We start from the raw sequence: 20,717 nt of genomic DNA on the forward strand, positions 1-20,717 counted from the left end.
TGTTCCTCCTTATACCAACTGATATAGTTTGTTTAGTTCTGTATGATTGAAGTAGTCTGCTCTTTCACAGTTTTGAATAAGAGCTTCTCTCATCTGTCGATCGTTATATAACTTCTCGATCCCCTCGGCTATCCCTTTGACAGACATCTGACATATATCACCGTCAATGCCTATTCGCACCTGGCTTTTAGCCGTGGCATAATTAGTAATCAATACCGGCTTTGCTAAGATTTGCGCTTCCACAACGGTTACTGCCTTCCCCTCATATCTGGAAGGCTGTACATATAAGTCGGCCGCTTTAATATAAGGGTAAGGATTTACCTTTTTCCCTAGTAATATAAATGAGTTCTCAAGTTTCTGTTCTTTTATTAATTCCCTTATGGAGGCTTCATCCCCTCCGTATCCAACGATGTACCAGGATATGTCTTTATAGCCTCGATCATGTAATATTTTTAGTGCTTTGACTGCTTGATCGATTCCTTTGGCATACGAAAGACGTGCGACTGTTATTAATTTAAATCTATTATCTTTCACCATCGGATTGTCAACGGGATCATGCGCTAAATCCTTTACAAAATCGGGGGACGTGATGTTCTCCATAACACACACTTTCTTACGAAGGGAAGAATATTTATTTATAAATGCCTTCTTACATTCTTCAGAAACGGCCATTATTTTATTGTATTGTTGCCACATCTGGAGGTCCATATCACTATCTGTTTCAACCGTTGAATAATCAGTGTGAATCCAGGCAATCTTAGTTGACGCTTTTACTTTTTCCGCAACAAAATAATGTGGCCATAAATAACTGATGGCGATATCATACTCTTTCTCCATCTTCGGCAAGAAGGGGAGGGCATACTTCCACATATATTGCATTTGCTTATAACCTGTTTCTGCGTTTTTTTGGAGATTTGCCTTATATCTCGCTAACATCCTTGTTAAACCAATGGCCCAGTTTCCATTTTTCATCACCGCTGAAACCGGCATTCGAAAAGTTTTGTATACGGTATTCTCTGGAAGTAGGGTTGGTCCTGCTGGCAATAGTTCCATAAAGTCACCTGTATGACTGTACAACATCAAATCAACCTGGTATTGGTCGTAATCAAAATGATTCAACATGCTGATGAGACTTCGTTCCACACCGCCGACTTCCATATCAAACGAAGCGATCAATACTTTTTTCATCAGATCCTCCCTTCGCTATCTCTACTCCATATAAGTTCATGAGCTTCGAAATTCCCGCTACCGGTGAATATTCATTTTTTTCAAAATGTTGTTTGATTTTATGGATGTTTTTTTCTTTCCTTTTTGCCTGTCTTACGATAGCCTCGGCCCATACTTCAGGTCCGTCCCTCAGAGGGAGCTGTGTGACCAAACCCAGTTGCAGATCGGCTTCTGGTTGAATGGCTTCGGATACGACACATGGAAGACCGCTGGCTTGTGCTTCCAGGAGGACAAGTCCCAGGCCTTCGTATAGAGAAGGAAAGACAAAAACATCCATACTATGTAACATGGTCCCGATGTCTTCCCGGATTCCTACAAGTCGGATGTTTTCATAGATCCCTCCATATTCAATCCTTTCTTGAATATGGTTTTTTAGATCCCCTTCTCCTACCAGCAAAAGTTTATAATTTGGATTCCTTTTTATTAAACTCTTCATCACATCAAGCAAGAAATCGTGGTTCTTAGCAGGGATGAATCTGCCAATATGCCCAATGACGATTGATTTTCCCAGCCCTTCTTCTACTTTGAATTGACTAACGAGTGATTGAGGACTTGTTAACAACTTCTCAAACTCTATTACATTAGGAAAATAGGAATAATTGGATCGATGTACAGCTTCCCCTCCAAATAAGTACTCTCCCGCTTCTTTGCTGCAAGCAAGCAGGTGTGTGGAAAAGGTACCTATCATTTTTCTCATAGAGGCGATATACATCTTTCTTACCAAGCTATCTTGTTTATCTAAAGTTGTATGAGCATGAGATATCCGAATTTTTATTCCTGCTAAGTACGCCGCTGCGCTTGATATACCGCAGTGAAATAAAGTGTGCGAATGAACCGCTTTGTAAGGTCCATTATGTTTGATTGCCTGGTAGAGTTCCATTATTGACCGGGTTTGGGATAACCTTATCACCTTCCCACCAAGCTCATTAATTTCTTGATCATAATGGGCTTCGTCTTCACTATAAGAAACGAAATCAAATTGAATCTTTTCATGATCCATATTTCGGTACAGATTCATTAACATGGTTTCTGTCCCGGCTCGGTTCATCGCTCCCACTATGTGAAGTATTCGTTTAGGTAATCCCATCGTTATCCCCTCCCCTGATTATTTTTCCTCTACCTTATGATTCTGCCACTTTATAAATTCAATCACTGTTTTATATTGTTGCAATTGCTCTTTCTCGACCCCTGAATCTTTCAATTCATGTATAAAGTCCAGCCATTCACTCTCAAGGAGATGCTTGTTTTCTTCTGGTGAATTAAACTGAAGAATGGTTGTTAAACCCACGTCTAATACAGTCGAGATTTTCTCTATGACTTGAATAGAGGGATTCTTATTTAAGTTCCTCTCTAAATTACTCAGATAGGATTTAGAGACATTTGCCCGATCTGCAAGTTCGGATAAAGTGAGTCCTCTGCGTTTTCGAATCGTACTTATATTTGAACCTATCATTCATCATTACCTCATATTTTTTGACATCATATTATATCCTGCCTTGCGTACGCACCTTCAATCGTATTCATTACACACTCAACAATTCTCATTTGTTCTTCTTCAGTCATACTTGAACCTGATGGAAGACAAACACCTCTGGAAAACAGTTGCTGAGCGACATCTTCATCTTCACTATGAGAGAAATAAGAAGCCTCCTTAAATAACGGCTGCATATGGAGAGGTTTCCATACTGGACGTGCTTCAATATTCTCTTTTTCCATAACTTCTATTAACTGAGATGATGTTATTCCTGTTTCTATCTCGTCAATGATAAAGGTTGTTAGCCATCTGTTTGTCATACTGTTTTCTAATTCCGGCATGAATGAGATACCCGGTATATGGGATAAGGATTGCTGGTAACGATCAAAAATGAGCCTTCTGGCTTTTACCCTTTCATCGATTACCTCCAATTGGGCTCTCCCAACACCGGCTAAGATATTACTTAATCTGTAATTGTGACCTACCTGGCTATGCTGATAATATGGGGCCGGGTCTCTTGCCTGGGTAGCGAGAAATCGTGCTTTCTGCAAGGACTCAACATCGTTGGAAACCAGCATGCCCCCGCCGGATGTTGTGATAATTTTATTTCCGTTAAATGAGTAGACTCCATAATGACCAAATGTCCCGCTTGGTTTCCCCTTATAAGTAGAGCCCAGTGACTCGGCTGCATCTTCTACAACTGGAACCTGATAGTGTTCACAGAGAGTAAGAAGTTCATCCATTTTCGCACTTTGACCATATAAGTTCACAATGATGACGGCTTTGGGAAGCTTGCCTTGAAGAGCAGCTTCTTGTAATGCCCGTTGAAGCGCCTGGGGGGACATATTCCAGGAATCGAAGTCCGAGTCAATAAAAACCGGATCTGCTCCTTGATATAGAATGGGATTCGCACTCGCCACAAATGTCAGTGTTGAACAGAAAACGCTATCTCCCCGGGTGACTCCCAATAAAGAAAGAGCCAAGTGGATCGCGGATGTTCCCGAATTAACGGCTACCGCTTCACTGGCTCTTACGTATGAGGCTAACTCTTTTTCAAATGCGTCCACATTCGGACCTAATGGGGCAATCCAATTGGTCTGGAAGGCTTCCTTAATATATTCTTGTTCCCTTCCACTCATATGGGGAGGGGAAAGGTAGATTCTCTGTTTCTTCATCTAACAACCACCTTTTCTCTACATGATATCTTTCACTACTCCAAGGCTCCTATTAATGATCCTGGCTGGTGTCCCCACTGCCTTACTATGAGCAGGAATAGATCGAATGACTGTCGCCCCGGCTCCAATGATCGACCATTCCCCGACCTTCACACCAGGAATGATTGTAGCACCAGCCCCTATATGTACACCTTCGTCGATCGTTACGTTTCCTGTTAATGTTGCGTGAGGGGAAATATGTGAGTAATCCCATACTGAGTTATCATGTTCAATGACAGCTCCAGTGTTGATGATACAGTGATCATGGATATGGGCATCTGAATTGATCACAGCTTTTGGCATAACAACTGTTCCGTATCCAATGACTGCCGAGCTGCTTACTACTGCAGTAGGATCAATGACGGTTAAATACCGCTCACTAGGAAGCTTTAACTTCCTTACCACATGATTTCTAACCATATTACTGCCAATCGCTATGACCACTTTCATCTCTTTATCCAGTATTTTATGAATGGAAGACAATGGAGCATACACAATCCCTTCAATTATCTGCTCACTTTCATATTTGTCATCTAATACGGCATGAACACTGTACCCCTGCCTTATTACCATCTCCTGAACGACTTTACTATGCCCACCATTTCCAATCATTACGACCTTCATATCAGACCACTTCTTTCGACCCTTTGAACTTTTCCATCGTGACATGATTCTGACCAGTGATTCCCTCTTTTTTGATCACTTTGATGAGGGTTTTGGCAAGGATTTTTATATCGAGAAGGAAACTTTGATTCTTGACGTACCAAATATCCAATAAGAATTTTTCTTCCCATGAGATTGCATTCCTCCCGTTCACCTGAGCCCATCCGGTTATTCCGGGCTTCGTGTGATGCCGAATGTATTGTTCTTCAGAATAAAGTGGCAGATACTCCATTAACAATGGCCTTGGACCCACTAAACTCATGTCACCCTTAAGCACATTGAATAACTGGGGAAATTCATCAAGACTATACTTTCTAAGAAATCTTCCAAGAGGAGTCAATCTCAGTTCATCCGCTATACCATCACCATTTAACATGGTTCTCAATTTATATAGGATGAATGGTTTTCCGTATAACCCTGGTCGTTGCTGACAAAACAATAGAGGTGATCCCATTTTCATCTTGATCCCTAACATGACAGGAACCATTAACGGGATCAGGATCAAAAGTAAAATCGATGAAATACTAATATCCATTATTCGTTTGATCATTTGAAATCACTTCCTTGATGATCAGTTATCGATCTCATTTGTAGTACAGAGGGAGATGATGTTTTCTTTTATTTCGTTTAGAAATTCCCTTGTATTTAATTCTTCTTGAATACCCTTTTGATACATTGTTTTTAAAAGCTCCTGAAGATCTTCGACTGTTAGATTTTCAGTTAAATTCATATTTTTTCTCCTTACATTGAACATAAATAAAAAAAGCAGCTGCTATGAGTAGCACCTGTACCTAGTTCTTCACTAACATTTTGAATTGTTTCTCGTAACCAAAAGGATTATGTTGTTGCCATCTCCAGGAATCCTTACACATCTCATCAATCCCTTTAACCGCTTCCCAGTTTAGTTTCTCTTTTGCTTTTGATGTATCAGCATAACAAACGGCTACATCCCCCGGCCGCTTTTCCACTACCGTATATGGAATGGTTTTCCCTGCTGCTCTTTCATATGTGGATAAGACTTCAAGCACACTGTATCCTTTACCGGTGCCTAAATTATATGCATCGATTCCGCTAGTAGTAAGTATGCTTTCCAAAGCTTTGACATGCCCAAAGGCCAAATCTACCACATGAATATAATCTCTTACCCCGGTGCCGTCTACTGTTGGGTAATCGTCACCAAATACTTGGAGTTTTTCCAGTTTCCCAATCGCTACTTGAGATATATATGGCATGAGATTATTTGGGATTCCATTAGGGTCCTCACCAATCCGCCCACTTTCATGAGCCCCTACAGGGTTGAAATAACGAAGCAGGGCAATGCTCCATTCACGGTCTGAATCATAAAGATCCTGCAATAACTCTTCAATCATCTGCTTTGTACGACCGTATGGATTCGTCGCTTTTAAGGGAGTCTCCTCTGTAATCGGTACCGTATCCGTCGTACCATATACAGTGGCTGATGAACTGAATACGAGTTTATTCACATTGAACTTTTTCATGACTTCACAGAGAGTGATGGTGCTGTTCATATTATTTTCATAATATTTAAGTGGAAAATGGACCGACTCTCCAACCGCCTTGGAGCCGGCAAAATGAATCACCGCCTCAATGTCGTTATCTGTAAATACCTTTTCCAGACCTTCCCGGTTTTGCAAATCAAGACAGTATGTTCGAAAGTATTTTCTCGTGATTTCTGAAACTCTCTTGAGTGCTTCAGGTTTACTGTTTGAAAAATTGTCCACTACGATAATGTCATGGCCAGCATTCAATAGTTCAATGCATGTGTGGCTTCCGATATAACCTGCGCCGCCAGTAATCAATATAGCCATATTCATCCTCCGTTCTTACCAATTAATATAGTCACTCTTGTAAAGAATGTTTAAACTTATAATATTTTCATAAAAAAAATACAGAAAATAACAACTCACAATTCCAAGATAAATGATTTTTCGATCCTTTTTTTCAAACAATTTAACGATCCAGGATATGAGGATCAGCTGGTATAAACTAAAATAGATGGAGAACCTGGCAAAGATCCAATTCTGAGTAGAAATCAACATAAACACCAATCCCAGGAGAGCCATATTAACAATCACATCACTTTCAGGGAAGATCTCTCGTAGCTTATCCCTCCCAAGATAGGCAATGACAATGGGAACCATCTCAACGAGTACTCTTAAGATGTTCGCGCCACCTTCTGCAAAGTCTTTGTAGTGCCCGTATTGGGTGTCCTCAATGGCTGAAAACAAGAAAGAGGTAAACTGATCAAATCCCACTACAATGATGAGAGCGAAAATGATGAGTACAACCGTTGATTTGGACCATGCCTTTGACCGAACTAAAAAATATATTGGAAGCAATATGAGTGCGCTTTGATGAAAGAAAGAAGCGATAATGACAATAGTAAAGTACTTCACCCAGTTACCATCTATTAAATACTTTGTGGCTGTGAAAATGATTGCCGCCGCAAGCAGCTGTCTGATCCCATTCATAGAAATAAGGAATAATCCCCCGGCTATATACACATATAAGCTAAGCTCAAGCATCCTTGAGTACTTGTATAATACGAAAAATATCAGGGTATTAGTCAATAACGCTGTTGTAAACAACAGTACTTGTGGATCTTCAGAAACATAATTTTTCAACACCATTTGAAGGATGCCAAAACCAATATCCTTTTGGCTTAAGATATACTCCCAGGTGAACTGGCTTACTTCATATGCATGCTTATAGAAGTAAGTATCCCCGATATTTGAGCGAAGTCCCGATACAAGTACAAGGGATAACAACGCACCAATGGCTATCAGCTTATTCGGCCTGATTGGAACCGGACTTGTCATTGTCATCGTCCCAGTTGAAGCGGCATACCTGGAGAAAGAGGAGAAAAGGAAGACCAGGAAAAGATTAATCCATAAAATGGTCATTAATAGGATCCTTTCAAAAGAAAATCATTTGTCAATTAACGGCTATTTTTGTTTTCTGATTGATGTAGAGGTATAGCATGATTCCAAAAGGGAGTGCCAATAGAGTTAATCGTTTATTAGGCGTATCACTCATAAAATTCCAATTCCGACTGATTAAACAGCTGGAAACATAATGAATCGCCTGCCTAAATTTAAACGTAGTACTGGCGAATGGCAATTTCATCAGTTCTTTCCGGTAAAAGGCAAACCCTTTCGGATTCTTCCGATACTGATTCAACATATTTACGGAAGATCCGTCAGCTAAATATTCCACACGACAGATCACTTCATTCATCAGAAGCATTTTATATTCCATATCAAGCATGAAGTACTTATACGCAAGGCCGACGTATTTTTCTTGATGAAAGATGGGATAAGGGTATTTCTTCGTTAACTCTGTACGGTAGACTAATTTTTTATCCCCTGTTACCCCATATTTATTATATAAATCAAATAAGGTGGAAGAGCCAACTGTGTCTGGTAACTTTGTTCCGATGACACCCCCGTCATGGTAGGCATCCAACCCAATCATTCCACTTACTTTAGAGCTTCCATGATCATTCCAAAATGACAGGATCTTTTCAACAGCATCGTCTGGCATATAATCATCGGAATCGATGCATACATTCAGCTCTGTATGGATTAATTGATAGGCGGTATTGTGAGCTCCATGCATTCCCTGATTTTCCTGCCAGTGATAAATAATGTGAAAATGTTTCTCCTTGATCCATTTCGCCACAAGTTCATTTGTATGATCTGTTGACCCGTCATCAATGATCAGCCAAGTGAAATTTTTATTTGTTTGCCTTTTTAGACTTTCATAACACTGACCAAGACAGAATGCCCGGTTATAGGTTGGAGTGAAGACCGTTAATTGCTTCATCCCGTTCTCCCTCCCAGCATGATGTATGACTTTTCAGTATCTTCAGCTGTTTTACGAATGTCATAACCTTTAAGAGTAAGGGCAGCATGAGAGATATTTCTTGCTGACTGTGTATTTTTCTCCTTCACTATCTGTTCCACCCAAACTCTCTTATTCGTAATAGGTAAGAAACGAACTAAACCATTTCCCATGTCTACTTCTTCTGTAATGGTTTCTGAAATATAACAAGGCAATCCTGCACCTTGTGCTTCAATCAATGTAACCGGAAGACCCTCGTGAAAAGACGGCAATATGAAAATATCGAATGCCTGTAGTAAATAAGGAATGTCATCCCTTACGCCCAGAATCATGACCGCATGTTGTAAATGCAGACTTCGTATTTTATCGATGATTTTCCCTTTTAAAGGTCCGTCCCCCACCAGGACTAATTTTGAATCGGGTATTTTTTTGTGAATCTCGGCAAAGGTTTCGAGTAAAAACATATGATTTTTTTGTTCACAAAACCTTCCAACGTGACCTAAAACCACCGTGTCATTATTTAGCTGAAGTTCAGCTCTAACCTGATTTCGAATATAGAAGGAAAATTGAAATTTATCGAACTCGATTCCGTTTTTTATAAGCTGTGCTTTATCTGCCTGATTTCTGAATAACCACTTAGAGGCAGCATTTGAACAAGCAAACAAGTGAGTAGCACTCCGCTTTATCTGCTGGCCGACTAACCATTTATAAACCTTTGCCCCTGTTCCTCCCTCACTCTGGGTATTATGACTATGAGCAATTCTTACAGGAACATCCGCTTTCTTTGCAGCTCTTAAAACCAACCCACTCATCTTGTCCAGATGTGAGTGAACAATTTGATAATAGGAATGTTCTTTAAAGAATATATCCAGTTCTTCTACATACCCTGAGTGCCCAACTTCTGTCACGTAAGAAATCCTATGAATCTTTCCGCCCATCTCAAGAATTTCAGAATCGAAAACACCTTCTTTACATGTTAAGAAATCGAATTGAACCTTCGTTCGATCGATATTCCGGTACAGATTCATAATCAGTGTCTCTGCTCCGCCACGGTTCATATTCACGACCACATGCAGAACCCTCAATGGACTGCCCATTTTTCCACCTCCTTCTCTTTCATATAAAATTGGTAAATTCGACTTTTATCATTTACTATTCGTTGGACACTAAATGTACTCTCAATCATGTCTCTTCCGGTCATTCCCATCTGCCTTCTTATATCTTCTGACGCAGCAAGGAGTTTAAGCTTATGAGAAAAGCCTTCAATATCTGTTGGAGATACAATCCAACCATTTTGATGGTCCTTCACCAACTCCCTGTGTCCCCGATTCACACTCGCCACTATTGGCAGTCCACAAGCCATTGCTTCCATCATATTCACCGGAAGTCCTTCACGAAGACTTGATGCAACCGCCACATCGCACATTGGAAGAATTTCAGAAATATCCTTTCGAAATCCCAGAAAATGGACCATGTGTTCAACTTCTAACCTCTTTGCCAGTTCCTTGCATGGATGCTGCAGGGTTCCTTCTCCTGCAAGCAACAGCTTCGCATTTGGAACCTCTTCTTTGATGAATGCTAACGATTTAATCAGCATTTGTTGGTTTTTGTTCTCGTTGAATTCGGCAGCATAAAATAGTAAAAAGTCATCTGGTTGATACCCAAATGACTTCTTTCTTTCTGCTTTATCCTTTTCGGAAACAGGTTGGAAGGTTTCGGTGTTTACCCCCACTCCATGAACATGTTCAATGGTGGGAATATTGAATCGGTGTTTTGCCAAGGTATAGTCTTCTTCATTAATCGTAATGAGGCAGTCTGTATAGCGTGACAACATTTTTTCAATGGGATAATAAATCAGCCAGTTTTGAATGGGAGCACCTTTGCAGAAATGAAATCCATGAGCTGTATAGATTACCTTTGTACCATTCTCCCTTGTCCCTCGAGATGCCAATCGAGCCAGCACTCCTCCCATGGGTGTGTGGCAATGAATCAGCCTATACTGATGTCCATCAATGATATCTTTTAGTTCTTGGTAGGCCTTTATGTTTGTCAGAGATAACGGTGATCTCTGAATCGGAATGGTAAACTTCTTATCAACATAAGGAAGCTCCATTTCGCCACTCGCTGCAACATGGACCTCCCAGCCTTGTTCCTTGAACCATTTCATATAAGGTAAATGAAAAGCTTTAAAGTGGTAGTCGACGGTTGCACAAAACAGGATCGAATTACTCATTTCCATCACCTTATTGCACTTTCTTTGCTAATTCCCGATCCATGACGGTTGAAAGATAATCCAACAAATTGTCTTTTAAATCGTCCCGCTGTAACGCGAATTCAATGGTGGTTTGAATAAAGCCCATCTTCTCACCCACATCATAGCGAGTTCCCTCGAAGTCATAGGCGTACACCGCTTCGTGCTTGTTCAGTTCGGCAATGGCATCCGTCAGCTGGATTTCTCCTCCCGCTCCAGGTGGCTGATTTTCCAGCACATCGAATATTCGTGGACTTAGGATATATCGGCCCATGATCGCAAGATTTGAAGGGGCTTCTCCTCTTGCCGGTTTTTCCACAAGCCCGTTCACTCCATAAAACCGATCACCGATTTGATTAGCATCTACAATGCCGTAACGGGATACTTCTTCTTCATTCACGGTTTGAACTCCCAGAATAGAAGATTGGTATCGATTGTATTGATTGATCATTTGCTTAAGGCAAGGGGTTTCAGCTCTGACGATGTCATCACCAAGTAAAACGGCGAATGGTTCGTCCCCCACAAATTTACGTGCACACCAGATGGCGTGACCTAATCCTCTTGGTTCCTTTTGGCGAATATAGTGGATGTCTACTAGTTTAGAAGACTTTTGAACTTCAGATAGCAATTCGAATTTGCCTTTATCAAGCAGATTCTGTTCAAGCTCAAAGGAATGATCAAAATGATCCTCAATGGCTCTCTTTCCTTTTCCAGTGACGATGATGATATCTTCAATTCCCGACTCAATGGCTTCTTCAATTATGTATTGAATCGTTGGCTTATCGACAATCGGCAACATTTCCTTTGGCATGGCTTTCGTTGCTGGAAGAAACCTTGTTCCAAGTCCAGCGGCAGGGATAATTGCTTTTCTTACCTTCATTGATTATCACTCCTATTAGCTTGATATAGACATGACTGGCTTTGGCTCAACTATTTCTTTTGTATTGGCTAAAGTAACTAATTTTTCTCTCAGTGCAGCTCGATCCATATCATTAAAGGTTTCAATAATTTCATCGATTTCTTCTAAATAAAGATGTGCGGTTTTTCCTATATAGATGTTCGGGTAGATTTGTTCTTCGTGGATCTCTTCATCCTTCAGAAGTTCCTCGTATAGCTTCTCCCCTGGTCTCATACCTGTGAACTTCAGTCCAACCTCCTCGATGGAATGTCCTGAGAGCTTGATCAGATTTTTGGCCAAATCGACAATTTTCACCGGCTCTCCCATGTCCAATACGAAGATTTCTCCGCCCTGGGCCAGTGCACCCGCTTGAATGACAAGTCTCGATGCTTCAGGAATGGTCATGAAGTACCTGACCATATCAGGGTGTGTAACCGTTACGGGACCACCTTTTTCGATTTGCTTCTTAAATAAAGGGATGACGCTTCCCCTGCTCCCTAATACATTTCCAAATCGAACGGCGACAAAACGCGTTGAACTCGTTTGATCCATGCTTTGAATGACCATTTCAGACAATCGTTTCGTAGCACCCATGACACTGGTGGGGTTCACCGCTTTATCGGAGGAAATCATGACAAAGGTTTTGACTCCACTCCAGCTTGCGGCTTTGGCTATATTTGTTGTACCGATAAGATTGTTTTTGACAGCTTCTTCTGGATTTCGCTCCATCAGTGGTACATGCTTATGGGCCGCTGCATGATAGACGACATCCGGAGTGTGTTCATTCATCACTTGAATCATCTTCTTCTCATCCTGGAGATCAGCAATGACAGGTATGAATTCAATATCCTTTCCGGCAAACGCTTCTTTCAACTCCATTTCAATGGAGTAAATACTGTTTTCTCCATGTCCAAGGAGGATTAATTGTTTCGGTTTGAACTGAGAAATTTGTCGGGATATTTCAGATCCTATTGACCCCCCAGCACCTGAAACAAGGACCACTTTGTTTGTTACATACTCTGAAATGCTGGACATATCGATTTCTACTGTATCCCTGCCTAATAGGTCCTCTACCTGTACATCACGGAATTGATTGACCGATATTTTCCCTGTAATCAAATCCTCCAGCATCGGAAGGGTTTGAGTCTTCGCTTTGGTTTTCAAGCATTCCTGAAAGATTGTATTCAGCTCTTGTTTGCTAAGAGAGGGAATAGCAATAATGATATGTTCGATATCATATTGGGCTACCGCTTTTTCAATTCGATCTACCCCTCCAACTACTGGAATTCCTAATATGTCCAGTTTCTGCTTTCTAATATTGTCATCAATGAATGCAACAGGGACCAGATCCCCATCATTTTTAAGAAGTTGTCTCGCTACCATCGTGCCGGCTGCCCCGGCGCCCACCACTAATGTCCGTTTTCGATTATCTATCTTGGAGATAAAGGTGTCACGGTAGACTCTCCATACAAATCTTGAACCTCCAATGAGCATTAAGTGAAGCATCCAAGTAACGGCAAGAAGTCTGAATTGGATCTCCTGCAGGGCTACTTGTTGGATGATCGCTCCTGAAAGAACCGAATAGCTTACTACTTTAAAAATGATTAATAATTCCCCTATGCTTGCATATTCCCATGCTTTCTTATAAAGATTTAACTTAAGTGAAAATATTTGGTGGCTGATGAGCATTGTGATAGAGCTGATGATGACAGGAATGGTTATGACCTGGATAGTGGAGCTGGTCAGCATTTTGCTAACGAAGACAGCGGTCAGGACAATAAGGGAATCTACTAGAATAAATAGGGATAATCTCTGTCGATATGTCATACTATGCCTCCTTTCCTTAGTTCGTTGCTTTGTTATTATTCGGGGCAAGAACTCTCATTCTCTTATATATAGCGTAGTCCAATAGCTTTCTGATTTCTTCCAGCTGTTCCTTCGAGGCATCCTGCTTTATGTACCTGATCGCTTTCTTAATCGATTTAGGTTGATCATCTAATTGAGTCATTTCTTCATAACATCTCCTTTTTTCAATTAATGTCCTTATGTACTCTATCTTTGGAAAAAGATTTCCTACATAAAAACATTAAAAATATGGGCATCTAACCCATCCTCACACCACACCATCGACGACTTAGCGTCTAAGGTTTATTCAACCCACAGCATGACCGAGTGCCTCCATGGATAACGGTAAGGAGACATCACCGATAGAATATTCAAGTTTAACGCACATCAAATTCTCAATAACGAACATGCGGTTTAAAATTTTTTAGCCTTCATTCAGAATGGCCCCAACAATCTTAGCATGGGCAAGTTCCAGCACTTTTTTTGTTTCTATTGCCTGTTCGATCTCTGTTTTCCCTTTATTCAGCACTAACACGACTCCATCACATTGATTGGCGATGACTCTCGTTTCAGTTGACTTTATCGCAGAGGGAGCATCGATTAGCACAACATCATATAACTCAGCTAGTGTCTTAAGAAGTTCCTTCATCCTCTTCGTTTCTAATAGTTCAGCAGGGTTAAAGGAGTGAGATCCGCTTGTTAATACTTCTAATCGACTTACCTCTGTTTGATACAGTGCTTCTTCTAGCGTTGCATTCCCAGTCAATACATTCGTCAGCCCCTTTTCATTCGGAATTTTAAAGATCGAATGAATAATCGGCTTCCTTAAGTTGGCATCAATCACTAGTATCTTTTCTTTCTGTTGTGCCATGGAAACTGCTAAATTGGCGACCATGGTTGATTTCCCTTCCCCATCCTTGGGTGATGTGATGAGGAAGATTTTGTTCTCACTTTTATTGATGAATTTCATATTCGTTCTAATTTCGCGAAACTGTTCAGAAATAATCGACTCTGGATGGGAATAAGTGACAAGATGTCTTCTTTTCATCTTACTTAATTGTTTCTTCCTATTTAATTCCAACTGTGTCACCCCTTAACTCCATTTCAGGTTGAGATTTCCGCTTGGTGACAAATTTCTTCTTATTCATATTGGATACTTTTCCAAGTACCGTTATATCCAAGTATTCCTCGATATCCTTATTCGTTTTAATGGTCTGATCCAGCGAATCTAATAAGAATACCAGTCCGATAGCTGTAATCATTCCTAAGACAAAAGCAATAATCGTGATCCGGTTCCCTGGTGGATTTATCGGATATGGATTTTCTTTCGCTTCAGATAATAATTGAACTCCTTTGAAATCCAAAATAGTAGCGATTTCACTCTTAAAAAGTTTGGCTGTCGAATTCACAATTGCCATGGCTACTTTAGGATCTGCATCAATAGCTGAGATTTTTATTACTTGCGAATCATCAATTTGAGCCACCGTAATTTGATTGGCTATTCCTTCAGGGGATCGGGAAAGATTCAATTCATTTCTGACCTTCTCCATAATGATCGGGTCCTTTATCATAACCATTAAAGTACTCATATTTCCGCTGTCTGAACCAATGATCACCCGTGTTGATGATTCATAGAGGTTGGTTTGTGTGTAGGAGTTGTAAAAGTAGCCTGCAACAGTAGTTACAAATGTGATCAGGATAATGAGCAAAGCTCTTTTTTTAATGACCTCATAATATTCCTTTAAGTTTATTTCTCTAGCGACATTGTTCACAATATAATTCGGTTGTTTAGAACTTCCCATGGAAACCACCTTTATTGAAGTTATTTTGAGAAACACTTATGAGAGAATACCTAATTCTTTATAACGAACATCAGGTTCAAAAAAAAAGATTCCATGCAAGAAAGTCGTTTCAGAAAAACATCTTCTAAGCTAATGTACCTATTTTTTCTTCATTCAATCTATTCTTCTTCTATTCTAGTTCTGTATAAAGAACATGTCAATTTATTTTTAAATATTTATTAGATTTATTAAAAGTAAACATGTTTATCTTTTACTAAACAGTAGAGTGAAAGTGGATTTTTCATCCTGCAACTTTCTGCTTTCTAATTTCTTTATTTCTTTTATTAAACATAAAAGTATTAGTTTTCATATTTAAGAATTTACGTATAACATGAGTTTGAGCTTCCGTTATTCTCGAGAAGTAATATGCGGTTATACAAACAAGTAGAACAAGAACAACTTCCACAATAACCGATATTAAATTAGGCTGTAAGCCAGAGAAACCATTCTTTGCTGCCCAGTAGTAAACAGTATTTATTATAGGATAGTGAATTAAATAGAGGCTGAATGAAAATCCGGCAATCAATTTTGAAATCTTACCTAGCTCACTAAATTCGATGTACCTTATTCTTTCAGCTACTATATGTAACATTGTATAGATGAAAAAACCGAAAGCTAGACCAACAAAAAGGTCTACAACAAAGAGATTCTCTGTCCATTTGTCTGTAAACAGTCTTCCGGTCATCACAAGAGGTCTAACAATCATAGCTACAAATACTAAAATAAGAGCTAATACCGGAACAAACCCTCTCCTTAAAAAATTCACTCTCGGTAATAAAAGGACGAATGTTCCAATTAACCATATAAAAAAATAGGAATTCATTTTCATTCCAACAGTTGAAAATATTAAAATTGCTATTATAGTGTATAAAAGCTTAAAAACTTTTCCCTGTTTATTAAAGAATAATAGTAATAATACCGGAAATAACATATAGTACCAAAACTCATAATTCAAGCTCCATAATGGCGCATTTGAACCATAGACTCCAACAAAGATATTTTGAAGAAAAAATAAATTTCCAATAAAAGCTTTTAGATTTTGAAAAATATTTGTATATCCAACGTATCCAAAGAAATTTACAGCAATAATGTCTAAGATTAACGTGAGTACTAAAGCAGGTACTAACACAACAAATAGTCTCGATAAACGATTGATCAAGTAGGATTGCCATGACCATTTATTTTCATAAACTGCTTTTAGAACAGACCTTGAGATGAACAAGCCACTAAGCACAAAAAATATTATTACTGAAGGTCCCCCTAGAATATTTAAAAGATATAGAATCTTGGATAGTACATTTTGATTCTGTACATTTCCATAGCCTACAAACAATCTAGAACTCAAATGTTCCATTACTACTAAAATAGCTGATATCCCTCGTATTAAATCTAGAAAAATTGATACATTTCCCTCTAACAATTCGTTTGTCTTAGAGAAATTAGAATTTACCTTTCTCATATTTCATTTTTCCCCCTTATATTCACTTTACAATAAATTTTGTTCTTTAATAAACATTATCACGTTCTTTATAAAGAATAAAGCTGTTTTCCAATTTATTCATTATAATTTATTTGACTATCTATGACCTTTCAAATGATTCTCTGAAAGTAAAGGTGAATATATTCATTCCACATACAGGAGATTATAAGATATTACACCTAATAGCATAAAAAAACCGGTTGGCCCAAGGGACCAACCGGTTTCCATCTATTTAACCCTTACTCAACCGTAACGGACTTCGCCAGGTTACGCGGCTTATCTACATCACAATCGCGGTGCAGAGCAGCATAGTAAGAAATTAATTGTAATGGGATGACAGAGATAAGAGGTGTTAACAATGGGTTAACCTCCGGGATGACGAAGCGATCTTCTTCGTCTTCTAAGCCTTTCATGGAAATGATACAAGGGTTTGCTCCACGAGCGACTACCTCTTTCACATTTCCTCTGATGCCTAAGTTTACTTCTTCTTGAGTTGCAAGTGCAACGATCGGTGTTCCTTCTTCGATCAGAGCGATCGTACCGTGTTTAAGCTCTCCTCCGGCAAATCCTTCTGCCTGGATGTAAGAGATTTCTTTCAGCTTCAAAGCGCCTTCCAGACCTACATAGAAGTCCAGTGAACGACCGATGAAGAAACAGTTGCGGGTCGTTGACAGATATTCGCGTGCGATATCTTCGAACTCTTCTTTCGTATCGCAAAGTGCTTCCATCGCAGTGGCAACAATACCAAGCTCTTGAACAAGGTCAAAGTCCTGGTTGTTTCCACATGCCTGCCCGGCAACGTGTGCAAGGATCGCAAGTACTGCCAGCTGAGCTGTGTACGCTTTAGTTGAAGCAACGGCGATTTCAGGTCCGGCATGAAGAAGCAATGTGTAATCCGCTTCTCGGGACAGCGTAGAACCCGCTACGTTTGTGATCGTTAATGATTTATGACCAAGTTCTTTGACTTGAACCAGTACGGCACGACTATCTGCCGTTTCACCACTTTGAGAAATAAAGATAAATAATGGTTTCTTAGAAAGCAAAGGCATATTGTAGCTGAATTCGCTTGCTACATGAACTTCTACAGGAATTCCTGCACTCTTCTCGATGAATTGCTTTCCAACAAGACCAGCGTGGTAGCTCGTTCCACATGCAATGATGTAGACACGATCCGCTTCCTTCATCGCGCCGACGATCGGCTCATCGATGTGAAGCTCATTGCTCTCGTTTTGGTAAGCTTGAATGATTTTACGCATCACTAGTGGCTGCTCATCGATTTCTTTAAGCATATAGTGAGGGTATGTTCCTTTTTCGATATCACTCGCATCGATTTCAGCGGTGTAAGGAGCACGTTCCATTACTTCACCGATCAGATTTTGAATTTCAACCTTTTCTTTCGTTACGATAACCATTTCTTTATCCATAAGTTCAACGTATTGGTCTGTTACTTGAATCATCGCCATAGCATCACTTGCTACAACGTTAAAGTCTTCTCCAAGACCTACAAGCAGTGGACTTTTATTTTTCGCTACAAAGATTGTCTCATCATTTTCAGCGTCTAAAAGAGCAATGGCATAAGACCCTTTAAGAAGCATGAGCGTTTGACGGAAAGCTTCCTCTACCGTGTTGCCTTCTTCTACAATCTTTTCAATTAGCTGAACGATGACTTCCGTATCCGTGTCACTCTTTAACGTTACATCCGTTAAATATTCACGCTTAAGCTGAGAGTAATTTTCGATTACTCCGTTATGAACGATTGTAAAACGGCCTGAATTGCTTTGATGAGGGTGAGCATTCACCTTGCTTGGTACACCGTGCGTAGCCCAGCGAGTGTGACCGATTCCTGTGTTGCTTGATACACTCTCATCAACGATACCGCGAAGGTCGGCGATACGACCCTTCTCTTTAAACACATGGATGCCTTCATCATTTTGAACGGCAATACCTGCAGAGTCATAACCGCGGTACTCAAGCTTTTCAAGACCTTTTAAAAGAATTTCCTTAGTATCTGAACTTCCAATATATCCAACAATTCCACACATAATTAATATATCCTCCCTGAACATGCAAGGGGGCAAGAACTCTTTTGGGGACAACTTGCCCCCTTATCTCTGTTTGTCATTAGTATGTTTAGCCACTTTTTTCTTCCCTTTGTCCATTAAGTTGCCTCAACGATTTAAGGAAGAAACTTTCGGTTCGGTGACACATACGAACCGGGAGGCATCCGCCGAATGCTCGATAAACCTCCACCTCGTCAACTAAACGATCCTTGTCGTATCCATCGTTTAGCCCTGGCGCTTTATAAGGATGATTGCTTACTATCCACCTTTCCTTCTTAACTCATTTCCATATAATTTGAAAAACGAAAACAAAATCATCATACACTAGCAGGTTTCCCCTAGTCAATATAAATCTTACAAGAACAAGAAGTTGTTATCCTATTGTCATGTTCCCGAAACAGAGCAGTGATAAACCCTTGGGAGACAACTGTCGTTTTCAGAACGGTAGTTCGATGATATTCAATTGTACTCTACTTATTAAATATGCATAAGGGGCACGTATTGACCCCTTATGCATATAAATTCCACTATTCGTTCAGACCCATTTCTTCATCAACAACTTGTACGATTTCATTTACATATCGATCACAAAGTTCTTCAGTAGGAGCTTCTGCCATGACACGTACTAATGGTTCAGTTCCAGATGGACGAACAAGGATACGTCCATTTCCGTTCATTTCTTCTTCAACCTTTTGAATCACTTTTTTAACTGTTTCATTATCCGTTACATGGTGCTTGTCTGTCACTCGTACATTCACAAGTTTTTGTGGGAACTTTTGCATTTCTCCCGCTAGTTCAGATAATGATTTACCGGTCATTTTCATAATGTTCACAAGTTGGATACCCGTTAACAGACCGTCTCCTGTTGTATTGTATTCCAGAAAGATGATGTGGCCTGATTGCTCACCGCCAAGAGTATAGCCGTGTTTCTTCATTTCTTCCACTACATAACGATCTCCAACCGCAGTTTGAATGCTTTGGATCCCATTCTCTTCAAGCCCTTTATGGAAGCCAAGGTTACTCATGACTGTAGATACGACTGTAGACTGTTTTAACTGACCTTGTGACTTCAAGTATTTACCGCAGATGTACATGATCTGGTCACCATCCACGATTTGTCCATGCTCATCGATTGCTATAATACGGTCACCATCACCATCAAAGGCAAGACCTAGGTCTGCACCTTTTTCTTTCACCATCTCAGCAAGTGTTTCAGGGTGGGTAGATCCTACACCCTCATTGATATTCAACCCGTTTGGTGATGCTCCCATCGTCGAGATGTCAGCGTCCAAATCAGCAAACAGATGAGTAGCAAGAGCGGATGTTGCACCATGTGCACAATCTAACGCAATATGTAAACCATCGAAATCTTCGTCTACTGACTGTTTTAAATACTGCAGATATTTTTGTCCGCCTTCGAAATAGTCACTTACTTGTCCTAAGTCAGCACCGATTGGACGAGGAAGCTGATCAACTGTTTGATCTAATAGATCTTCAATTTCATTTTCCTGGTCATCCGATAACTTGAAACCATCCGGTCCGAAGAATTTAATTCCGTTATCCCCTACAGGATTATGAGAAGCTGAAATCATGACACCAGCTTGAGCACCTAACGCTTTTGTTAAATAAGCTACCCCTGGAGTTGAAATGACACCTAAGCGCATCACTTCAGCACCAATTGATAGAAGTCCGGCTACAAGAGCTCCTTCCAGCATATGTCCGGAAATTCGAGTATCTCTTCCAATCAATATTTTGGGGCGCGTAGCATCCTTTGTTAGAACATAACCACCAAAACGTCCAAGCTTAAATGCTAATTCCGGTGTTAATTCTGTGTTCGCTACACCTCTTACTCCATCAGTTCCAAAATACTTACCCATTGTCATTCTCTCCTTTTTACAGC

At 40.0% G+C, this 20,717-nt stretch carries 20 protein-coding genes; all 20 read right to left on the reverse strand.

Annotated elements, in window-relative coordinates:
* Positions 1-9 precede the first annotated feature (9 nt).
* Positions 10-1,188, reverse strand: a complete 1,179-nt coding sequence (locus ACIFOD_RS04375) for a glycosyltransferase (protein ID WP_430313582.1) — start codon at positions 1,186-1,188, stop codon at positions 10-12.
* Positions 1,160-2,314: a glycosyltransferase family 1 protein gene (locus ACIFOD_RS04380; protein WP_430313583.1), complete on the reverse strand. Its 1,155-nt coding sequence runs from the start codon at positions 2,312-2,314 to the stop codon at positions 1,160-1,162. Before ACIFOD_RS04380 ends, ACIFOD_RS04375 begins: the two co-directional genes overlap by 29 nt.
* Before the next feature lie 18 nt (positions 2,315-2,332).
* Positions 2,333-2,680 (reverse strand): helix-turn-helix domain-containing protein, encoded by a 348-nt coding sequence (locus ACIFOD_RS04385; RefSeq protein WP_430313584.1) that lies wholly within the window; start codon positions 2,678-2,680, stop codon positions 2,333-2,335.
* 26 nt (positions 2,681-2,706) lie between these two features.
* Complete coding sequence (locus tag ACIFOD_RS04390) at positions 2,707-3,876, reverse strand: aminotransferase class I/II-fold pyridoxal phosphate-dependent enzyme (RefSeq protein WP_430313585.1); 1,170 nt, start codon at positions 3,874-3,876, stop codon at positions 2,707-2,709.
* 18 nt (positions 3,877-3,894) lie between these two features.
* Positions 3,895-4,539: an acetyltransferase gene (locus tag ACIFOD_RS04395; protein WP_430313603.1), complete on the reverse strand. Its 645-nt coding sequence runs from the start codon at positions 4,537-4,539 to the stop codon at positions 3,895-3,897.
* Position 4,540: 1 nt separating this feature from the next.
* Positions 4,541-5,125, reverse strand: a complete 585-nt coding sequence (locus ACIFOD_RS04400) for a sugar transferase (protein WP_430313604.1) — start codon at positions 5,123-5,125, stop codon at positions 4,541-4,543.
* A 24-nt stretch (positions 5,126-5,149) separates the two neighbouring features.
* Positions 5,150-5,308 carry a hypothetical protein gene (locus ACIFOD_RS04405; protein WP_430313586.1) on the reverse strand — a complete coding sequence of 53 codons (159 nt, stop codon included), beginning with the start codon at positions 5,306-5,308 and terminating at the stop codon, positions 5,150-5,152.
* 61 nt (positions 5,309-5,369) lie between these two features.
* Entirely contained in the window at positions 5,370-6,407 is a 1,038-nt protein-coding gene (gene galE / locus ACIFOD_RS04410; protein WP_430313587.1) for a UDP-glucose 4-epimerase GalE, read from the reverse strand.
* Positions 6,408-6,422: 15 nt separating this feature from the next.
* Complete coding sequence (locus tag ACIFOD_RS04415) at positions 6,423-7,502, reverse strand: EpsG family protein (protein ID WP_430313588.1); 1,080 nt, start codon at positions 7,500-7,502, stop codon at positions 6,423-6,425.
* A gap of 31 nt (positions 7,503-7,533) precedes the next feature.
* Positions 7,534-8,424 carry a glycosyltransferase family 2 protein gene (locus ACIFOD_RS04420; protein ID WP_430313589.1) on the reverse strand — a complete coding sequence of 297 codons (891 nt, stop codon included), beginning with the start codon at positions 8,422-8,424 and terminating at the stop codon, positions 7,534-7,536.
* Positions 8,421-9,539 carry a glycosyltransferase family 1 protein gene (locus ACIFOD_RS04425; protein ID WP_430313590.1) on the reverse strand — a complete coding sequence of 373 codons (1,119 nt, stop codon included), beginning with the start codon at positions 9,537-9,539 and terminating at the stop codon, positions 8,421-8,423. Before ACIFOD_RS04425 ends, ACIFOD_RS04420 begins: the two co-directional genes overlap by 4 nt.
* On the reverse strand, positions 9,524-10,675 hold the full coding sequence (locus ACIFOD_RS04430; protein WP_430313591.1) for a glycosyltransferase family 4 protein: 1,152 nt from the start codon (positions 10,673-10,675) through the stop codon (positions 9,524-9,526). The genes ACIFOD_RS04425 and ACIFOD_RS04430 overlap by 16 nt, the downstream gene beginning before the upstream one ends.
* 10 nt (positions 10,676-10,685) lie before the next feature.
* The gene (galU, locus tag ACIFOD_RS04435; protein ID WP_430313592.1) at positions 10,686-11,573 is read right to left on the reverse strand and encodes a UTP--glucose-1-phosphate uridylyltransferase GalU; all 888 of its coding nucleotides are present in this window, start codon (positions 11,571-11,573) and stop codon (positions 10,686-10,688) included.
* 15 nt (positions 11,574-11,588) lie between these two features.
* On the reverse strand, positions 11,589-13,418 hold the full coding sequence (locus ACIFOD_RS04440; RefSeq protein ID WP_430313593.1) for a polysaccharide biosynthesis protein: 1,830 nt from the start codon (positions 13,416-13,418) through the stop codon (positions 11,589-11,591).
* A gap of 16 nt (positions 13,419-13,434) precedes the next feature.
* Positions 13,435-13,599 (reverse strand): hypothetical protein, encoded by a 165-nt coding sequence (locus ACIFOD_RS04445; RefSeq protein ID WP_430313594.1) that lies wholly within the window; start codon positions 13,597-13,599, stop codon positions 13,435-13,437.
* A gap of 261 nt (positions 13,600-13,860) precedes the next feature.
* Positions 13,861-14,517 (reverse strand): CpsD/CapB family tyrosine-protein kinase, encoded by a 657-nt coding sequence (locus tag ACIFOD_RS04450; RefSeq protein WP_430313595.1) that lies wholly within the window; start codon positions 14,515-14,517, stop codon positions 13,861-13,863.
* The gene (locus ACIFOD_RS04455; RefSeq protein ID WP_430313596.1) at positions 14,504-15,238 is read right to left on the reverse strand and encodes a YveK family protein; all 735 of its coding nucleotides are present in this window, start codon (positions 15,236-15,238) and stop codon (positions 14,504-14,506) included. Before ACIFOD_RS04455 ends, ACIFOD_RS04450 begins: the two co-directional genes overlap by 14 nt.
* Before the next feature lie 280 nt (positions 15,239-15,518).
* Positions 15,519-16,736: an acyltransferase family protein gene (locus ACIFOD_RS04460; RefSeq protein ID WP_430313597.1), complete on the reverse strand. Its 1,218-nt coding sequence runs from the start codon at positions 16,734-16,736 to the stop codon at positions 15,519-15,521.
* 260 nt (positions 16,737-16,996) lie between these two features.
* Positions 16,997-18,799, reverse strand: coding sequence for a glutamine--fructose-6-phosphate transaminase (isomerizing) (gene glmS / locus ACIFOD_RS04465; RefSeq protein WP_430313598.1), 1,803 nt, complete (start codon positions 18,797-18,799; stop codon positions 16,997-16,999).
* A 545-nt stretch (positions 18,800-19,344) separates the two neighbouring features.
* A complete protein-coding gene (gene glmM, locus ACIFOD_RS04470; RefSeq protein WP_430313599.1) occupies positions 19,345-20,694 on the reverse strand; it encodes a phosphoglucosamine mutase in 1,350 nt (449 codons plus the stop codon).
* Between the last annotated feature and the right edge of the window lie 23 nt (positions 20,695-20,717).

This window comes from Rossellomorea sp. NRS-1567, from assembly GCF_050467885.1.
In the GTDB taxonomy this organism is placed as follows: Bacteria; Bacillota; Bacilli; order Bacillales; family Bacillaceae_B; genus Rossellomorea; species Rossellomorea aquimaris_C.

Bases quoted from the DNA above. Each gene is read 5' to 3' on its own strand.
- ACIFOD_RS04405 (WP_430313586.1), bottom strand. From the start codon at position 5,308: ATGAATTTAACTGAAAATCTAACAGTCGAAGATCTTCAGGAGCTTTTA.
- ACIFOD_RS04455 (WP_430313596.1), bottom strand. From the start codon at position 15,238: ATGGGAAGTTCTAAACAACCGAATTATATTGTGAACAATGTCGCTAGA.
- glmM (WP_430313599.1), bottom strand. From the start codon at position 20,694: ATGGGTAAGTATTTTGGAACTGATGGAGTAAGAGGTGTAGCGAACACA.
- ACIFOD_RS04430 (WP_430313591.1), bottom strand. From the start codon at position 10,675: ATGAGTAATTCGATCCTGTTTTGTGCAACCGTCGACTACCACTTTAAA.
- ACIFOD_RS04445 (WP_430313594.1), bottom strand. From the start codon at position 13,599: ATGACTCAATTAGATGATCAACCTAAATCGATTAAGAAAGCGATCAGG.
- ACIFOD_RS04415 (WP_430313588.1), bottom strand. From the start codon at position 7,502: ATGACCATTTTATGGATTAATCTTTTCCTGGTCTTCCTTTTCTCCTCT.
- ACIFOD_RS04375 (WP_430313582.1), bottom strand. From the start codon at position 1,188: ATGAAAAAAGTATTGATCGCTTCGTTTGATATGGAAGTCGGCGGTGTG.
- ACIFOD_RS04395 (WP_430313603.1), bottom strand. From the start codon at position 4,539: ATGAAGGTCGTAATGATTGGAAATGGTGGGCATAGTAAAGTCGTTCAG.
- ACIFOD_RS04380 (WP_430313583.1), bottom strand. From the start codon at position 2,314: ATGGGATTACCTAAACGAATACTTCACATAGTGGGAGCGATGAACCGA.
- ACIFOD_RS04390 (WP_430313585.1), bottom strand. From the start codon at position 3,876: ATGAAGAAACAGAGAATCTACCTTTCCCCTCCCCATATGAGTGGAAGG.
- glmS (WP_430313598.1), bottom strand. From the start codon at position 18,799: ATGTGTGGAATTGTTGGATATATTGGAAGTTCAGATACTAAGGAAATT.
- galU (WP_430313592.1), bottom strand. From the start codon at position 11,573: ATGAAGGTAAGAAAAGCAATTATCCCTGCCGCTGGACTTGGAACAAGG.
- ACIFOD_RS04385 (WP_430313584.1), bottom strand. From the start codon at position 2,680: ATGATAGGTTCAAATATAAGTACGATTCGAAAACGCAGAGGACTCACT.
- ACIFOD_RS04440 (WP_430313593.1), bottom strand. From the start codon at position 13,418: ATGACATATCGACAGAGATTATCCCTATTTATTCTAGTAGATTCCCTT.
- ACIFOD_RS04460 (WP_430313597.1), bottom strand. From the start codon at position 16,736: ATGAGAAAGGTAAATTCTAATTTCTCTAAGACAAACGAATTGTTAGAG.
- ACIFOD_RS04420 (WP_430313589.1), bottom strand. From the start codon at position 8,424: ATGAAGCAATTAACGGTCTTCACTCCAACCTATAACCGGGCATTCTGT.
- ACIFOD_RS04425 (WP_430313590.1), bottom strand. From the start codon at position 9,539: ATGGGCAGTCCATTGAGGGTTCTGCATGTGGTCGTGAATATGAACCGT.
- galE (WP_430313587.1), bottom strand. From the start codon at position 6,407: ATGGCTATATTGATTACTGGCGGCGCAGGTTATATCGGAAGCCACACA.